We start from the raw sequence: 16,550 nt of genomic DNA on the forward strand, positions 1-16,550 counted from the left end.
CGATCAAGAGCGTCCGGGATTGCATCAAGATCGGTATCGCAGCAATTGATTTCCACCGCTTCATGATGCTTGCGGAAACGAACCAGAAAGTCCGTAAAGAACTCACGTGTTGCAGCGCCGAGGAACATGATCGACAGCGAGCTCTGGCTTTTGCCCAGAGCCTCCCGGATGACGTGAAACGTCGCTTCATACTGGACAACTATTTTTTCGGCTTCTTCGGCCAGCAGCTGTCCGGTCGGTGTCAACTCAACCTGATGAGTGTTCCGATTGAGAAGCTTGGCATCGAATTGTTCTTCCAGATATTTCAGGTGCCGACTGAGCACTGGCTGCGTCATGCCCAACTGTTCCGCCGCTCGACTGAAATTGAGCAGCTTGGACAAAACCAAATATTCCCGAAACAAGCGAATTTCCATGTAGCCTCCCAAACATTTCGCTGATTCATATTGGCCGATTTTGATGAGCTTGCAGAACCGCCCACGTCATCGATCTTGTCGTGTCGCCCGTTATGGCCCCGAAAAACCATCCTGAACGACTTGTGTTTCTTGTTGGTGGCCTCCCATTTCTTTCTTTTTATAATTGTCCACGCCACCGGGACAAAGTGTGTGCCCGGGATGAGCCTGCGACGAACCATTGGAAACAGAGAAGCGAAGAATTATAGCGAACCTACCCGTACTGTTTAGTGCAAGTCTTGCATGAGCGCAAACACTGTTGCGAACTTTCTCCCTAAAGGCAGTCGCCCTTCCAGCCCGGGCTGCCGAGAGAAGGCCCGACATGACTGTTGCCAAATGTTTCTTCAAACGGAAAAAGCGAAGTCTGCCATCGGGTGGAAAAGGCGAATTGATTATGACGAAAATGCATTACCCGATACGCGTGCAGGCCTCCGGAATGGCGAAAATTGCTAAAAAGCTCATGTTTTTAATGCTCAAAGGTTATGCGGGCAACAAATAATTCAAATACCAAAAAAGAATTACCACTATTGAATGAAGCAATTTATGCTCATTAACAACGGCACCTGTAGTTGGTGGTAAATCTTGAATTTGCCTCGGGATAGTAGACACCCAAGCCTGTGGAAATACAGATCGGGGCAATATTTAAGATCAGGAGGATCACAAAGCCAAAAGGCCAGATCTATAAATATAACGTGCGCTAGTGAATAGATTTCATTGTGCGCGAACGGTATTTCTATGCCTTTCTCCTTCCTTCGATTTGCCGCCTGAATTGCGCTGCTCCGGATCGGTCAATTGCTGCGTTCAGTTTTTGACGTGATCATTTCGATTTGCCTTTAACAACAACGAGCTAGTCAAATGAGCCTAGAAAATAAAACCATCATTTCAGCAGCACTGACCGGGGCTTTGACTCCGAAGAGCGCCAACGAGAACATTCCGCTTACGCCGGAAGAGATCGCCAGGGATGCATATGCTTGCTGGAAAGCTGGCGCTGCGGTCGTTCATCTTCACATGCGCGACGATGAAGGCATGGGAACGATGGATCCGGCCAAATTTGCCGAAACCATCAAGCTGATCCGCGCCTATGACGACTGCGATGTGATCATCAACTGCACCACCTCGGGCGATCATCGTGCGACGGACGCCCAGCGGATGGAGCATATCAAGACGCTCAAGGACATCGAAATCGGTTCCTATGATGCCGGTTCCTTCAACTGGATGCCGGGTGGTGTTTTCATGAACTCTCCCAAGTTTCTTGGCGAGCTTGGCGAAGCGATGATCGAGAGCAACGTCAAGCCGGAAGTTGAAATTTTCGATACCGGCATGTTGGGTGTTGCCGACTATTTCGTCAAAGAAGGCAAACTGAAAACCCCGACCCATTTCCAGATCTGTCTCGGTGTTGTCGGCGCCATGCCTGCTACCGTTGACAGCCTGATGTATCTGCACTCCAAATTGCCAAAAGACTGCACCTGGTCAGCCTTCGGCATCGGCCGTGGTCACCTTCCAATCCTGTTTGCGACACTTGCTCTTGGTGGTCATGTCCGTGTCGGCCTTGAAGACAACATCTATTTCTCCAAAGGCGTCAAGGCAACCAACACACAGCTGGTGACCCGCGCTGCCGACGCGATCAGAGTGTTCGGCAATGAACCGGCTACGTCCGCTGAAGCCCGCGAAATCTCTGAAGCTTCCTCCGCTCTCAAAGGTGTGTGGGTGGCCATGTCCATCCATTGCTTCCCCCCTCTCAGGATGACATGGCCGCAGGGGGACCTTGAAGACCAGCAATCTGGAGAAAGAAAATGAAAGAAGCCGTCATTGTATCGGCAGTTCGGACACCGGTCGGTCGCTGTCGCGGCAAACTGGCCTCTGTTCCGGCGCACATCCTGGGCGCGGCTGCCGTGAAAGAAGCCGTAAAACGGTCCGGCATCGATCCTGCCCTTGTCGAAGATTGCATCTTCGGCAACTTGATGAACAACGAGATCCTCAATATGGGCCGCATGGTCGCTCTGGAAGCGGACCTGCCGATTTCCGTGCCCGGCATCACGCTTGATCGCCAATGTGCCGCTTCGCTGAATGCGCTTGCTTATGGTGCCATGCAGATCATGGCTGGCTTTGCTGATGTGATCGTCGCGGGTGGTGTCGAGAGCGACAGCCGCCGCACCTACACCATGCAGAAGCTGGAACAGCCATATTCGGTTGCCCCTCCGGTCATTGATGCACGCTGGACGGCCCCGGATCGTGTGGGCAACGTGCCAATGGGCATCACGGCGGAAAATATCGCCAAACGTTATGAATTCACCCGTACCGAACTCGACGAATTTGCCGTTCGCAGTCATCAGCTGGCCGCAGCTGCGGTGGACGCGGGGCGGTTTGATGAACAGATTGTTCCGATCCCGGTTCCGCAGCGCAAGGCTGATCCGATCATCGTTGACAAAGACGAATGCGTTCGCGCCGACAGCAATCTCGAAACCCTTGGCAAGCTGCGTCCGGCCTTCATCAAGGACGGCATGGTGACCGCAGGCAACTCCTCGCCGATGAGTGATGGTGCTGGTGCCATGGTGATCATGGAGCGTTCCATGGCCGAAGCGCAGGGTCTGGAAATTCTCGGTGTCTTCCGTGGCTACGCGGCAACCGGTGTGGATCCCAACTATATGGGTCTTGGCCCGATCGCGGCGACAGAAAAGCTGATGAAGCAGACGGGTCTCAAGGTCGAAGACATCGATCTGTGGGAACTGAACGAAGCTTTCGCGGCGCAGTCTCTGGCCTGCATCAAGGAAATCGGCATGCCGCTGGACCGCGTCAATCCGAATGGTGGAGCTTTGGCACTTGGCCATCCTCTGGCCGGTACCGGTGCGATCCTCACAGCCAAAACCGTGCATGAAATGAAACGCAATCCGGCCATCAACAATGCAGTGATTTCTTTCTGCGTTGGCGGTGGACAGGGCGTTTCCGTGCTTTTGACGAGGGATTAATCAATGCTTGGGAAATTCACAAGTCGCAATGACATCATCCCCCTGTTCAAGGATGGCATGACCATCATGAATGGCGGATTTGCAAACAAGGGGATGCCCGAACGGATCATCGATCTGGTGCTTGAAAGCGGCGCCCGCCATCTGAAACTGATCTCCAACGATACCGGTGACCCGAACGAAACGGTGGGCCGTCTCGTTCATGAGGGCCGCATCGACAAGGTGATCTGCTCCCATATCGGGATGAATGCCGAAACCGTCGCGCTTTATGGCGAAGGCAAGATCGAAATCGAGTTCTGCCCGCAAGGGTCGCTGATGGAACGCATTCGCGCCGGTGGCTCGGGTCTTGGCGGCGTGCTGACCAAAACCGGCCTTGGCACCATGATGCAGGAAGGCAAGCAGATCATCGAGGTTGATGGCGAGAACTATGTGCTGGAAACGGCGCTGCGCGCTGACATTTCCATGGTGCGTTGCCGTATGGCCGATCCGCTTGGCAACCTTGCCTATCGCGGCACCTCGCGCAACACCAACGCGCTGGTCGCCATGGCTGGCGACATCACCATCGTCGATGCGGATCTGCTGGTTGAAATGGATGAAATCGGTCTCGATCACATCCATACGCCGGGCGTGTTCATCGACAAGGTTCTGGCTGACTAAGAGGAGAGCGAAATGGATATCCGTAACAGAATCGCAAAACGCGTTGCCGCTTTCTTCCAGCCCGGCGACGTCGTCAATCTGGGTATCGGCATGCCGAGCCTTTGCCCCAACTATTCCGACCCGACCGTCCTGTTCCACACGGAAAATGGTCTGATCGGCACCGGCCCAACGGCAACCGGGCTGCATTCCATGACCAACTTCACCAATGCCAGCGGACAGGCCATCACCCCGCTGCCCGGTGCGGTTTCCTTCGACAGCGCGACATCCTTCGCGATCGTCCGCTCCGGACGTCTGGCAGCAACCGTGCTTGGTGCGTTGCAGGTGGCGGAGAATGGCGACCTCGCAAACTGGGCCCGCCCCGGTTACATGGTCGGCATGGGCGGTGCCATGGATCTGGTGTGCGGTGTGCGCAAGGTCATCATCGCGATGGAATTATGCACCAAGAAGGGCGACCCGAAAATCCTCAAGGAATGCTCTTTCCCACTGACCGGCAAGGGGGTGGTTGATCACATCGTGACCGAACAGTGCGTCATCGACGTGACCCCTGACGGTCTGGTTCTGACCGACATCATCGAAGGTGTCACGCCAGAAGACATCGCAAGCAAAATCGAGCCTGACCTGAAAGTCTCCGACAATCTGAAGATCATGGAAAGTTAAGCAAGGCCGTTTTCCTACAAGAAAAGCTCGGTGACGCATCAAGTCACCGGGCCCATTTTGACGCCCCTATCAAATCTAAAGTGGCCTCAAACCAAAAACCAAAAGAAAGCCATCCGGACCGTCAAGGTCTGCCCCGAAAATGGGGCCCCGGTTGGACAAAACAAGGATAGGCGGCGAGGATTTGATACGCCTGAACCTCGTGAAGCCACAACTCGTCAAAGGGCGTTAAATGGGAGACCTGGTTAATGACTGAGGAATCTGGCGTTCCATTATGGCTAGTCCAGTCTTTCCAACGGGGCTCCAGGAGGAAAGTTTATCATGACTGAAATTGTTGAAACCAGTGATGCCTTCAGTAAGGATACGTCGAGCAACTTCGGCAAACTTGGATGGGCAATCATTGTCACCCAGGCCGCACTATACTGGATTGGAGCTGGTATTTGCGCTCACGGCCTCAATCTTGTTCTGCCAACACTGGTAGACACATACAGCCTTGACAACTCTCAGCTTCTGCTTTGGGCCACCCCCGCTTCATGGGCGGGTATAGCGGCAGGTTTTCTTTGCGCGAAAATGGTACAAAAGTTCGGACCGAAAACGACAATCCTTACATGCTTGCTGGCCGCTGCAATATTTTGGGGATGCCTGGGCATGGCCTCGTCCATAACGTTGTTCGTCATCCTGTTTGCCGGCGTGTCCTTCTTTGGCACAGGCTTTGCCTATATCGGAGGCTCTGCTCTTGTCGCAAACTGGTTTCCGCGCAAGAAGGATCTTGCTTTGGGCTGGACATCATTTGGCCAAACACTTTCGTCAGCCTTTTTCGTTCCCCTTTTGGCCCTTTCCATTGCAATTCTTGGAGTCAAATTGGGTTTCCTTGTGATATCGGCTCTCATGCTAATCATGTTTTTGGTCGTCGCTTCTCTGCTGGCCGACAAGCCGGAACAGTTGGGTTGTTTCCCCGATAACAATCCAAACTGGAAAGACAGCTTTGGAGCCGAAGACGACCCCGATATGCAAGTTCAGAAATTGACCGTCGGTCGGCTACTGAAAATGAAGGACGTGTGGCTGATGGGTCTTGGCTCAGGATGTGTCTACATGGTTCTCGTCGGTGTGACGAGCCAATTGGTGCCTCGTCTGATGTCGTTGGGCTATGACAAGAACACATCCATTCTTTATATGAGCATTGCCGCACTCATCGGAACACTTGGAGCCTACCCCTGGGGCTGGCTGGGCCAGAAGATTTCAACTCGTTTGGCGATCATGGTATATATGGTATGGTGGTTTGTAGCGATCATGATAAACATTTTGGCTCACGGCAATGTTTATCTACTTTGGGTCTCGTTGGTCATGGTTGGCCTCAGCCTTGGGGGAGCCACCAATCTGACGACGTCCATCGTTGCTTCGAAATTTCCACGCGGACAATTTGCTCCGGCTTTCGGTATCATTCACCCCATTCAATCCTTAGTTCGCTGCTGCTGTTTTGTGGTGTTGGCATTCGGAATTGAACACCTGGGAGGCTTTGATGGTGCATACGGACTTTTAATGGGAATTTGCATAGTGACCATCCTCATGTATTGGGAGACGAACACCGATCCGATACAAAGCTGAAAGCCAACATGACCGGCAAACAGTAACCCCAGAGGGAAAATTTGCTGTGCAAGTAGCAAACCTCCTCTAGAAGACTTCGCAAAAACCAGATCTCAGCAATGCGGACCTTTCAGACATAACCTGCAAAGCACAGCACTGACCCCTTGTTTGGCTCAATAGCTGTAACGCCGGAATAAAGGTCTGTCACTTGTGGCGCAGGCATTCGACCGTCAAGTGGGCTCAAGCCCGTGTAGAGGTCGAATGCCAACATGGGCGAGTTTTATGGTTTCATCTGGCCCTTCAGACCTTGCTTTGATCAATATGGAAACACTTACCATTCATCTCGAGAATGTTGTTGGGATGAATTTATTGAGCATGCTGCGCCAATATGCGTCTCAATCCCACGATTGCTGTACCGATGATATCCGGACTATCACCAATTGCCCTCCGAATCCCGACGTATCAATGACATACCTGAAGACAAGGAACGCGAACAAATATTCTCGGAAATCAGGCAACTAATCGATAAGGTAGTGATATTTCCGAAAGGGGAAAGAGAGCCGGTAGAAATTGAAGTTCACGGACTCTGGCGGCACTTCTTGGAAACTCTACCCCGCATTCAAAAGAATGTAGGGGAAATTGGTTGCGGGGGCAGGATTTGAACCTGCGACCTTCAGGTTATGAGCCTGACGAGCTACCGGGCTGCTCCACCCCGCGCCAATAAACAGGGCCAACACGGCCCGCGCAATGACATACATGGTCCCAAACAAGGAACATTTCAAGGATAAAGAATGCTTGAAATTGGTTGCGGGGGTAGGATTTGAACCTACGACCTTCAGGTTATGAGCCTGACGAGCTACCGGGCTGCTCCACCCCGCGTCATTGAAGTGTCATCTTTATAGAGGCCTTGCCGATTTTTTAAACCCCCAAATAGGGTTTTCCCCTCCTTTCGGGAAAAATCCGCTTCGAAGAACTTGCATGGCTTTAAAAAAGAGAAGAGAATCTGCGCCTTGCCTAAATTATGAAAAGACAATACGGGTCAATGGCTATCCTTTCTCCCGCATCAGCCGCGCCTTATCACGCTGCCAATCGCGTTTCTTGGCGTCCTGACGCTTATCATAATTCTTCTTGCCGCGCGCTATGGCAATCGCCAGTTTGGCGCGTCCCTTGTCGTTAAAATAAAGCTTCAGCGGAACGATGGTCATGCCATCGCGATGCACGCCTTGACTTAATTTGGCAATCTCACGCTTATGCAACAGCAATTTGCGCGGACGGCGTGGTTCATGGTTGAACCGGTTGCCCTGATCATATTCTGGGATATGCGAATTGATGAGGATGATTTCGCCACCCTCATCGGACGCATAAGATTCAGCGATATTGGCCTTGCCCACGCGCAAAGACTTGACCTCGGTACCGGTCAGTTGCAAACCGGCCTCGATGACTTCACCAATCTCGTAATCATGCCGCGCTTTCCGATTCTCCGCGACAACACGGTTGTTCGGATCGCTTTTCTTTTTACTCTGTGCCATAGCAACACAGATAAGCGCTTTAGATCAGCCCTGCAAGCGTCATCGCGGACTCTATTTCAGCTTTTACAGTGTCCTTCGCGGCAACAAGCGGCAAACGGATCTCATTCTTGATCTTGCCTAGCAATGACAGGGCATATTTCGCACCAGCCGGGCTTGGTTGCAGGAACATGGCACGATGCAATGGTGAAAGCAGATCATGCAGCTCCAGGGCCTTGTCCCACGCACCATTGGTACAGGCAGTTTGAAACTGGCTGCATAGATTTGGCGCGACATTGGCCGTCACCGAAATGCATCCATGTCCACCCTGTGCGTTAAAGCCAAGGGCTGTGCCATCTTCGCCAGAAAGCTGGATGAAGTCCTTGCCGCAAGCAAGCCGCTGCTGAGTAACGCGTGAAAGATCTGCCGTTGCATCTTTCACCCCGACGATATTGGGACAATCCTCAAACAGCCGTGCCATGGTGTCCACACTCATGTCGATCACCGAGCGGGGCGGAATATTGTAAATGACCACCGGAATCGAAATCGCTTCGGCGACTGCCCTGAAATGGGCATAAAGACCATCCTGACAAGGCTTGTTGTAATAAGGGGTAACAACCAGCACACCATCGGCCCCTGCCCCTTGCGCGAACTGCGCCAGATCGATGGCTTCCAGCGTCGAGTTGGACCCCGCCCCAGCCAGAACGGGAACGCGCTTGTCAGCGACCTTTACACATGTCTCCACAACCTTCTTGTGTTCGTCATGGCTCAGGGTTGGAGATTCTCCTGTGGTCCCCACAGGAACAAGCACATTGGTACCTTCCTGGATTTGCCAGTCTACAAAAGACTCAAAGGCCTTGTAATCCACACCACCCTCGTTGAAAGGCGTAATAAGAGCCGTGCAAGATCCTTTGAACATGTCCGCGTTTCCTCATTTTATTCCAGCTTAAATGCTTGGCATTTTGTCAGATTTAATATTTTTACCGTCACATTGCCGAATTAACGTCAATTACCAGCAAAATGACGGATATTTTCTGCTATAACATCACGTTTCATACGCAATTGCAACATAGGATGCCCACTCGTCCCCATAACCGGCTTTCTTGGTCGGGATTTATGGCCCCAAAGCCCCTTGTCAGCATAACGATGACGCTCAGCATGAATCTCTAAGCAATTTGTTCACCATAATTTTGCAAGAATGATGTCTTCTTGATAGGAAAATTCACGCGTCCCAAACTTTTGGTCACTATGTTTAAACCCATTGATGTCATCCCCACCTGCGGCCTCCTGCTCTTGATGCAGCTTGGTTCAGCATCGGCACAAACACTGCCAGATCAGGTCCCGACACCAAAGCCCCGTCCCGCCGTATCTCAACCCGTTCCTGCGCCTGTCAGTCTGACACCGCCGCCAGCCTCGGCAGGCAGCCTCTCTGTTCCGGAGCAGCCTTCCCCTGCGGCGGAAGATGAAATAAGCCTCTCTCTGCCTCAAACGCTTTCGACCTTGCCAAGGGTGAGGCAGCAATCCGTTTCGGGAACGGCAGCAGCACCCGCACAATCGGCAAGCCCTGCGGCGCCTGCTTCGCAAGTTGTCAGGGCCGAACAACCTCAGACAGTTACACTGCCTTCGGTCAAGAAAGGCAGCAGCTCGGTTGACGCCATCAAGGGAACCCTGAAACAGGCTCTTGACGCACTGGACAAAAACAAGCCCGCGACAGCTCTGGCCATTCACAAGGGCATGCGTTCCTCTCTCGACCGGACACTTCTGAGCTACATCCTGATCATCGGCGGCTATCACGATCTTCCAGCAAGCGAGATCAAGGCCTTTTATGACCATCAACAGCAGTGGCCGAGCCGCAGTCTGATCGCAAGACGCATCGAGGAAGCGGTGGTACGAGAAACCGCTTCAGGACGGGAAATGGTCAATGCCTTCGGGAACATAACCCCAGAGTCCACAACTGCCGCAATTGAACTTGCTATCTCCCATATGAAGATTGGCAACAAGAAAATGGCCGCAAAGCTCATCAGCCCGATCTGGCAGTCCAATGCGCTTTCGAGTGAGCTGGAAACGCGAATTCTGGCCAATCTTGGCCCCGTGCTGACCAACCAGGATCATTTCAACAGGGCCAGCTATCTGCTTTACAGGGACAGAGCGACGGGAGCTGCGCGTCTGAAGCGGTATCTTTCGTCGGGGCAAAACAAAGTGGTGGAGGCGCGTACAGCTGTTATCCGGCGCACAAAGGATGCCAGCGCAAAACTCAAGGCCGTTCCCTCATCTCTCCAGAAAGACCCCGGATATATCTATTCCTATATTCAATATTTGCGCCGCGTGGGCAAGGAAACCCAGGCCGCAGATATGCTGCTCAGAGCACCGCTTGATGAGGATCACCTCATCAACCGAGATGCATGGTGGGATGAAAGACGTCTTCTGGCACGCATGATGCTGAATAATGGCGATGCGCGCAGAGCCTACAAAATCGCCGCCCGCCATTCGGCCAAACCGGGAAAAGACTTTTCAGAAGCCGAATTCCACGCAGGTTTCTTTGCCTTGCGTTTTCTCAACGATCACAAGACCGCGGCGATCCATTTTGAACGAAGCTGGAAAAACGCCACCCGCGACAGAGACAAGTCAAGAGGGCTTTACTGGCAAGGGCGGGCGTGGGAAGCCGCTGGAGACCGCTCGGTCGCCCTCAAATTCTACAAGGCTGGAGGAAACCCGACCAACTATTACGGCCAGCTGGCGCTGGAGGAAACCGGAGTGACCCACCTCAATCTGCGCACGCCAAGACCTGCAACCAGCGAAGAACAAACCCGCTTCAACAGTCGATCTCTGGTCAAAGCCATCAAACGACTGAAAGCGGTCGGTCATGAGGATCGCGCAGGATCGATCTTCCGTCATCTGGCGCGCATACTGGACAATCCATCCGAGATCGCCCTTGCCCACAAGTTGGCTCAAAGCTACGGGCTGCATCAAAACGCGACCCAGATTGGCATAATCGCGCTTGATCGCAACATGCCCGTCGACAAGCTTGCCTTTCCGCTGCATGCTTTGCCGAGTGGCGTCAAGACAAACGGAGTTGATATCGCACTTGTTTACGCCCTGACCAAACAGGAAAGTGTTTTCAACATCAGCGCCAGAAGCCACGCCGGTGCGCGCGGTCTGATGCAGATGTTGCCTGCCACCGCGAAAACAACCGCAAGAAAGCTTGGTGTCAAATATTCGACATCGAAACTGACGAGTGATGCCAGATATGCCGTTCTGCTCGGAAGCGCCTTTCTGAAGGAGAATCTGGAGAAATTCGGCGGCTCCTACATCCTGACATTTGCCGCCTACAACGCAGGCCCCGGACGCCCGCCACAGTGGATCGAGCGCTTCGGAGACCCCAGAACCCGGCAGGTCAGCGCCATTGATTGGGTCGAGCGTATTCCCTTCTCCGAAACTCGGGACTATGTGATGAAACTGATCGAGAATCTTCAGGTCTATGAGGCTCGCATTCACAATGAAACCCTCGACATCAGCAAGGACTTGAAACGCGGTCAACCATGATCACAACCGATATGGACTGAATGGCAACAGACCAGAAGAGCAATCATTTGGAATAGCGAGATCAGTTGGTCTACAATCAACCTTGAGTGGGTGAAACAATCACCCACCGGCCCATTGCCCACTATTTGGGGAATTTTTCATGCAAACGTCTGTCAAACGATTCGAAATAACCACAACTGATGGCATAGTCCTGCGCGGTGAAGCCTTCGGTGACAGAGTGGCAAAGGGAACACCGGTTATCTGTTTGCCGGGCCTTACAAGAACAAGCAGAGACTTTTATGCCCTTGCTGAACGGCTGGCCTTTGATGAAACCAATCCCAGATTCGTTATCGTTTTGAATTCGCGAGGCCGTGGCCCTTCCGATTTCGACAAGAATCCGGAGAACTACAACATCTTCACCGAAGCCGATGACGTACTGCAAGTATTGACGGCGGCGGGGCTTCCCAAGGCGATTTTCGTTGGCACGTCCAGAGGCGGTCTGCTGGCCATAGCCGCTGGCATCATGCGTCCTGGGATCATTGCCGGCGTCGTTCTCAATGACATCGGGGCAGTCATCGACACCATGGGCATCGCCCGCATCAAGACGTATCTGACAAAAACAAAACCCGTCATAACCTGGGAAGATGCGATCAATTTCGTCAAGATTGCCAATTCCGGTCATTTCTCCAATCTGTCCAAGGAAGACTGGGAACTGCTCACTCACATGACCTTCAAGGACGAAGACGGCTATCCCAAAGCAGACTTTGACATTCATATCGTCAAGTCCACAGAAGATCTCGATCTCAGCCAGATTCCGACAGATATCTGGCCGCAATTCCTGACGCTCTCCCACTGCCCTGTGCTGGTCATACGCGGCGAGAATTCCGATATTCTGCCTCAAGCCGCAGCAGAGGAAATGACCAGACGACACCCTGACTGCCAACTCTATGTTGCCAAGAATCAGGGACATGCCCCCCTTTTCATCTTTGATGAAATCTGCGATCAGGTCGTCAACTTCTCAGCAGAGGTTGACCAGAAACAGGCCCAGAAACAGCCTCGGACAACGCCCGAATGGCTAGCCGAAGACGAGATTGTCTATATCGAACCGGAGCAGGCCAAAACAGAGACTGCTGAAGGCCTCGAAGAAAAGAACCTGACACCGATTTGACAAGACAAATCGCAATGAAAAGTGATTTGCCCGATCAAATTGATTATGAGGATTGAATTCCTGAAAATTTGACACTAATATGACGACCGTCCCGGGGTGCCTTGTAAAGGCTGAGATGCAACTGAAGCGAACCCGTAGAACCTGATCCGGATCACACCGGCGTAGGAAGCGACGAAGCTTCGCACCCAGCAAGCCTTCTTCCCCCTTCTACCCCAAATCCGGTCAATAGCTTATGCGCAAACATCAAGCGATCCGTCGCTATTTGCTTGCGCGCCCATAAATACCAAATCGCTACAGTCCCTTATTTCGGGAACTGGCGAGCTCACAATGGAGCAATAACAATGAAGGCTTTGACCCTTTCTCTTCTGGCAACCTCATTGACCCTGAGCACCACCCTTGCAACCCTGTCAGGTGCTGTGGCAGAGGAAAAGCCGACGCTTACGGTCTACACCTACGACTCCTTCAACTCCGAATGGGGTCCCGGCCCGGCAATCAAAAGCGGATTTGAGAAAAACTGCGGCTGCACCCTCGAATTTGTAGCACCGGGCGACGCCACCGAAACCTTCAACCGGTTGCGCCTTGAAGGCAAGAATTCCAAGGCAGACATTCTGGTCGGCCTTGATTCAAATCTCGTTGCCGATGCAGACAAAAGCGGCCTCTTTACGGAAGCGGACATCAACACCGATGGCCTCGAGTTGCCAATTGATTGGCCGAGCAAGACCTATGTGCCCTTCGACTGGGGCTATTTCGCCTTTGTTTATGACAGCGACAAGCTCAAGAATGTTCCGCAGAGCTTTGATGAGCTGATCAACGCGCCAGACGATCTTAAAATCCTCATTCAGGACCCCCGTTCATCAACTCCTGGCCTTGGGCTGCTGCTCTGGATCAAGAATGTCTATGGGGATCAGGCAGAAGAAATCTGGAAAAAACTACAGCCGCGCATCGTGACAGTCACCAAAGGCTGGTCGGAAGCCTATGGCATGTTCCTCGAAGGTCAGGCAGACATGGTCCTGAGTTACACCACGTCCCCCGCCTATCATATCGCGGCTGAGAACAAGACCAATTACAAAGCAGCCGCCTTTGCCGAAGGCCACTATATGCAGCTGGAAATGGCTGCAATCACCAAAGCCAGCAAGCATAGGGAACTGGCGAATCAGTTCATGGCCTACCTGATTGGGCCAGAAGCACAAAAGGTCATTCCAACCACCAACTGGATGTATCCCGTTGCGCTTCCCGAAGCAGACTGGCCAGCTTCCTTTGCCGATCTCGTCAAACCGGCAAAAGCAAGGCTTTTTGATTCCGAAAAAGTCCCCGACCTGCGCAAGGAAGCACTGAACGAGTGGCTCGAAGCCCTCAGCAAATAGCAACCGAGCCAAACAGAAGGCAAAGAAGGCTGGATAAGAGACGTGACAGACAAAGCATCAAGAAATGCATTTGCCTTTGGCATTCCCGCAACCATTGCCTTCATCATCCCTCTCGGGCTGGTTGTGGTCAGCCTTTGGGCTCTCTGGTCGGTCACCACCAATGATCTGGCAACGGAACAAGCCGGTGGCCGCCCCCTTCTGTCACATCTGATTGATGACATCTACCTGCGCCGGGCACTGACCTTCACCCTGACGCAGGCCACATTGTCCGCCATTCTGTCAACGCTTCTGGCCATTCCGCTGGCCAGAGCACTTGCCACCCGCAGCTTTCCGGGGCGTTCGGCGATCCTCTCCTTTTTCGGTGCGCCCTTCATCCTGCCCGTGATTGTCGCCATACTGGGTCTCTTGTCCATCTGGGGCAACAAAGGCCCCGTGCAAGCGATAATGTCAGCCTTTGGCTTCGAAAACTTCTCGATCTATGGTCTCTGGGGCATCCTCATCGCGCATGTCTTCTTCAATCTGCCACTGGCAACGCGCATTTTGCTGCAAGGATGGCTCGCCCTACCCGCTGAGCAATGGCGTCTTGCATCACAATTGGGAATGAATAGCGCAAGCATCGCACGCTATATCGAATGGCCCATGCTCAAGGAACGCCTGCCGGGCATTCTGGCACTCGTGTTCCTGCTCTGCACGACCAGTTTCACGGTTATTCTCGCCCTGGGTGGCGGCCCCAGGGCAACAACAATCGAGCTGGCCATCTATCAGGCCATCCGGTTTGATTTCGACATGGAACGCGCAGCCCTGCTCGCCTTCCTTCAAATCATTCTCTGTGCGGGCCTTGCGCTCGTCTCCCGCGTCGCCAGTACGGACTTTGATACCGGCCAGAGCCTTGGCGGAGCCGTTCTGAGAACAGACAGAAACGGACGGCTCGCACAGTGGAGCGACGGGGCAATCATCATGGTTGCAGTTGCGTTTCTGGGCATGCCTCTTCTCTCCGCCTTCATTCGGGGGATTTGGGGACTGGGCCTGCATGGCATCGACTGGGGCCAGATCCTGCCGGCAGCTCTTCGGTCCACAGGCGTTTCCCTTGCCTCCTGCCTCGTGATGCTTCTCATCAGCCTGCCGCTTGCCCAACTCTCCATTCACATCGAAGGCAAGGCGAGACGATTTGTCGAACTGCCCGGTTATGCCATCATGGTCGCTCCGCCGATTGCCCTCGGTGCCGGACTGTTCATCCTGCTCCATCAGCATGTGTCTGTTGATGATCTCGCCCTTCCCCTCACGGCACTGCTCAATGGGCTGCAAGCGGTCCCCTTTGCGCTTATCCTGCTGACCCCGGCCATGGCTCAGATCAAGCGCAACTACGGCATGCAATTAAGGCATTTGGGCATCAAACGCCGGGACGCAATCCGCATCATTCACTGGCCCTTGATGCGCAAACCGCTTGGCCTCAGCCTTGGCATCGCTGCGGCTCTCTCTATCGGCGATCTTGGCGTGATAGCCCTGTTCGGCTCCCCCTCTGCTCCAACATTACCTCTCTATCTTTATCAGCAATTGGGGGCCTATCGCATGGACCAGGCTTACGGCACAGGCGTGCTGCTAACGAGCATCGCGTTTGCTTTTTTCGTTCTCTTTGACAAAGGACTTGGTGGTCGTGATCAGACTTGAAAATCTCACCATCGCACTTGATAACTGGCATATGACAGTAAACCTCACGGTAGAAACCGGAGGCTTCTGTGCGCTCATTGGTCCATCAGGTGCAGGCAAAAGCACAATCCTCAACACCATCGCCGGTTTCGTTCCGCACGTCCCGGGCCAGCTCTTCATTCAGGAAATGGATATGGCAGGGCTTGAGCCTGCCGAACGTCCTGTTGCCATGCTCTTCCAGGACCATAATCTCTTTGCCCACCTGACAATCGAGCAAAATGTCGCCTTGGGTATCAACGCTTCTCTGAAGCTCGACATGGAAGAAAAGAAGAGGGTCAAGGACGCCTTGACAGAAGTCGGGCTTGAGGGCATGCAGGACCGCCTGCCCCGTGCCCTGTCCGGCGGACAGCGCCAGCGTGCGAGCCTTGCGCGAGCAATCCTTCGCAAGAAACCTGTGCTACTGCTTGATGAGCCTTTCGCTGCGCTCGGCCCGGCCTTGCGCAAGGACATGCTCAGACTGGTCAGCAATCTGGCAGCGAGAAACGATCAGACCGTCATAATGGTCACCCACCATCCCGAAGATGCCAAGCTGACTGCAAGCCAGACAGCCCTCGTCCATGAAGGCAGGATCGCGCAAACAGGCCCCACCAAAGACGTCTTCGCGCACCCCTCTGAAGAATTGATCGACTATCTGGGTTAATCCCATTCAAGCGCCCTGATGGTCAAGTCATCGAGAGCCTCAAAGCATTCGAGCACTGGCGGACCGGCATATTCGACCTTCGGCCTTGGACCACCATGGGAAGAGCGAAATTGCGGTGACCGCGTCCAGGCGATGAAGGCATCCTTGTCCCGCCACATCGCATGGGACGCGAACAGCGTGAAACCGTCCTTTTCCTCCCCCTTCAGAAGGTCGAACCGCAAGAAACCTTCTGTTTCCAGCAACTTGCTTTCCCGATTGCGCCAGATTTCCTCAAATGCGGCTTCATCACCCACCTTCACGCGGAAACGATTCATTGCCAGATACATGTCTGCCTCCT

Annotated in this window: 15 protein-coding genes, 2 tRNA genes and 1 riboswitch; of the genes, 11 read left to right on the plus strand and 6 right to left on the minus strand. The window is 53.3% G+C overall.

Features of this window, described 5'->3' with window-relative positions; all coding sequences use genetic code 11:
- Nucleotides 1–413, minus strand: a 413-nt coding sequence (locus tag ACHZB8_RS08645; RefSeq protein WP_316859863.1) for a LysR family transcriptional regulator, incomplete at its 3' end; no start/stop codon positions are given.
- A 358-nt stretch (nt 414–771) separates the two neighbouring features.
- On the opposite strand from ACHZB8_RS08645, the gene ACHZB8_RS08650 reads away from it, so the two are divergent.
- The 6 genes from ACHZB8_RS08650 to ACHZB8_RS08675 all read left to right on the plus strand — a co-directional run bounded on the left by ACHZB8_RS08650 (nt 772) and on the right by ACHZB8_RS08675 (nt 6,328).
- Entirely contained in the window at nt 772–948 is a 177-nt protein-coding gene (locus tag ACHZB8_RS08650) for a hypothetical protein (RefSeq protein WP_316859288.1), read from the plus strand.
- Between the two features lie 356 nt (nt 949–1,304).
- Nucleotides 1,305–2,246, plus strand: coding sequence for a 3-keto-5-aminohexanoate cleavage protein (locus ACHZB8_RS08655; protein ID WP_316859864.1), 942 nt, complete (start codon nt 1,305–1,307; stop codon nt 2,244–2,246).
- A complete protein-coding gene (locus ACHZB8_RS08660; protein WP_316859286.1) occupies nt 2,243–3,415 on the plus strand; it encodes a thiolase family protein in 1,173 nt (390 codons plus the stop codon). Before ACHZB8_RS08655 ends, ACHZB8_RS08660 begins: the two co-directional genes overlap by 4 nt.
- A gap of 3 nt (nt 3,416–3,418) precedes the next feature.
- Nucleotides 3,419–4,069: a CoA transferase subunit A gene (locus ACHZB8_RS08665; RefSeq protein ID WP_316859865.1), complete on the plus strand. Its 651-nt coding sequence runs from the start codon at nt 3,419–3,421 to the stop codon at nt 4,067–4,069.
- A gap of 12 nt (nt 4,070–4,081) precedes the next feature.
- Nucleotides 4,082–4,726 (plus strand): 3-oxoacid CoA-transferase subunit B, encoded by a 645-nt coding sequence (locus ACHZB8_RS08670; protein ID WP_316859284.1) that lies wholly within the window; start codon nt 4,082–4,084, stop codon nt 4,724–4,726.
- A 318-nt stretch (nt 4,727–5,044) separates the two neighbouring features.
- Entirely contained in the window at nt 5,045–6,328 is a 1,284-nt protein-coding gene (locus ACHZB8_RS08675; protein WP_316859866.1) for an MFS transporter, read from the plus strand.
- Between the two features lie 619 nt (nt 6,329–6,947).
- On the opposite strand, the gene ACHZB8_RS08680 is transcribed toward ACHZB8_RS08675, so the two are convergent.
- From ACHZB8_RS08680 to dapA, 4 genes are all read right to left on the minus strand, one after another.
- A tRNA-Met gene (locus ACHZB8_RS08680) sits at nt 6,948–7,024 on the minus strand.
- An 85-nt stretch (nt 7,025–7,109) separates the two neighbouring features.
- Nucleotides 7,110–7,186: transfer RNA gene (locus ACHZB8_RS08685), tRNA-Met, on the minus strand.
- 167 nt (nt 7,187–7,353) lie between these two features.
- Nucleotides 7,354–7,836: an SsrA-binding protein SmpB gene (smpB, locus tag ACHZB8_RS08690; protein ID WP_316859867.1), complete on the minus strand. Its 483-nt coding sequence runs from the start codon at nt 7,834–7,836 to the stop codon at nt 7,354–7,356.
- Between the two features lie 19 nt (nt 7,837–7,855).
- On the minus strand, nt 7,856–8,731 hold the full coding sequence (dapA, locus tag ACHZB8_RS08695) for a 4-hydroxy-tetrahydrodipicolinate synthase (RefSeq protein WP_316859868.1): 876 nt from the start codon (nt 8,729–8,731) through the stop codon (nt 7,856–7,858).
- Between the two features lie 377 nt (nt 8,732–9,108).
- Here dapA and ACHZB8_RS08700 point away from each other — a divergent pair, with 377 nt between their 5' ends.
- The 5 genes from ACHZB8_RS08700 to thiQ all read left to right on the plus strand — a co-directional run bounded on the left by ACHZB8_RS08700 (nt 9,109) and on the right by thiQ (nt 16,213).
- The gene (locus ACHZB8_RS08700) at nt 9,109–11,355 is read left to right on the plus strand and encodes a transglycosylase SLT domain-containing protein (RefSeq protein ID WP_316859869.1); all 2,247 of its coding nucleotides are present in this window, start codon (nt 9,109–9,111) and stop codon (nt 11,353–11,355) included.
- A gap of 139 nt (nt 11,356–11,494) precedes the next feature.
- Nucleotides 11,495–12,502, plus strand: a complete 1,008-nt coding sequence (locus ACHZB8_RS08705; RefSeq protein ID WP_316859870.1) for an alpha/beta hydrolase — start codon at nt 11,495–11,497, stop codon at nt 12,500–12,502.
- An 82-nt stretch (nt 12,503–12,584) separates the two neighbouring features.
- Nucleotides 12,585–12,688, plus strand: a riboswitch (TPP riboswitch).
- 155 nt (nt 12,689–12,843) lie between these two features.
- Nucleotides 12,844–13,866, plus strand: a complete 1,023-nt coding sequence (gene thiB / locus ACHZB8_RS08710; RefSeq protein ID WP_316859871.1) for a thiamine ABC transporter substrate binding subunit — start codon at nt 12,844–12,846, stop codon at nt 13,864–13,866.
- A 42-nt stretch (nt 13,867–13,908) separates the two neighbouring features.
- A complete protein-coding gene (locus tag ACHZB8_RS08715; RefSeq protein ID WP_316859872.1) occupies nt 13,909–15,534 on the plus strand; it encodes a thiamine/thiamine pyrophosphate ABC transporter permease ThiP in 1,626 nt (541 codons plus the stop codon).
- Nucleotides 15,521–16,213 carry a thiamine ABC transporter ATP-binding protein gene (thiQ, locus tag ACHZB8_RS08720; protein ID WP_316859873.1) on the plus strand — a complete coding sequence of 231 codons (693 nt, stop codon included), beginning with the start codon at nt 15,521–15,523 and terminating at the stop codon, nt 16,211–16,213. Before ACHZB8_RS08715 ends, thiQ begins: the two co-directional genes overlap by 14 nt.
- On the opposite strand, the gene ACHZB8_RS08725 is transcribed toward thiQ, so the two are convergent.
- Nucleotides 16,210–16,539: an antibiotic biosynthesis monooxygenase gene (locus ACHZB8_RS08725; protein ID WP_316859874.1), complete on the minus strand. Its 330-nt coding sequence runs from the start codon at nt 16,537–16,539 to the stop codon at nt 16,210–16,212. The two genes, thiQ and ACHZB8_RS08725, sit on opposite strands and share 4 nt — an antisense overlap.
- Nucleotides 16,540–16,550 lie beyond the last annotated feature (11 nt).

Source organism: uncultured Cohaesibacter sp. (assembly GCF_963556055.3).
GTDB lineage: Bacteria > Pseudomonadota > Alphaproteobacteria > Rhizobiales > Cohaesibacteraceae > Cohaesibacter.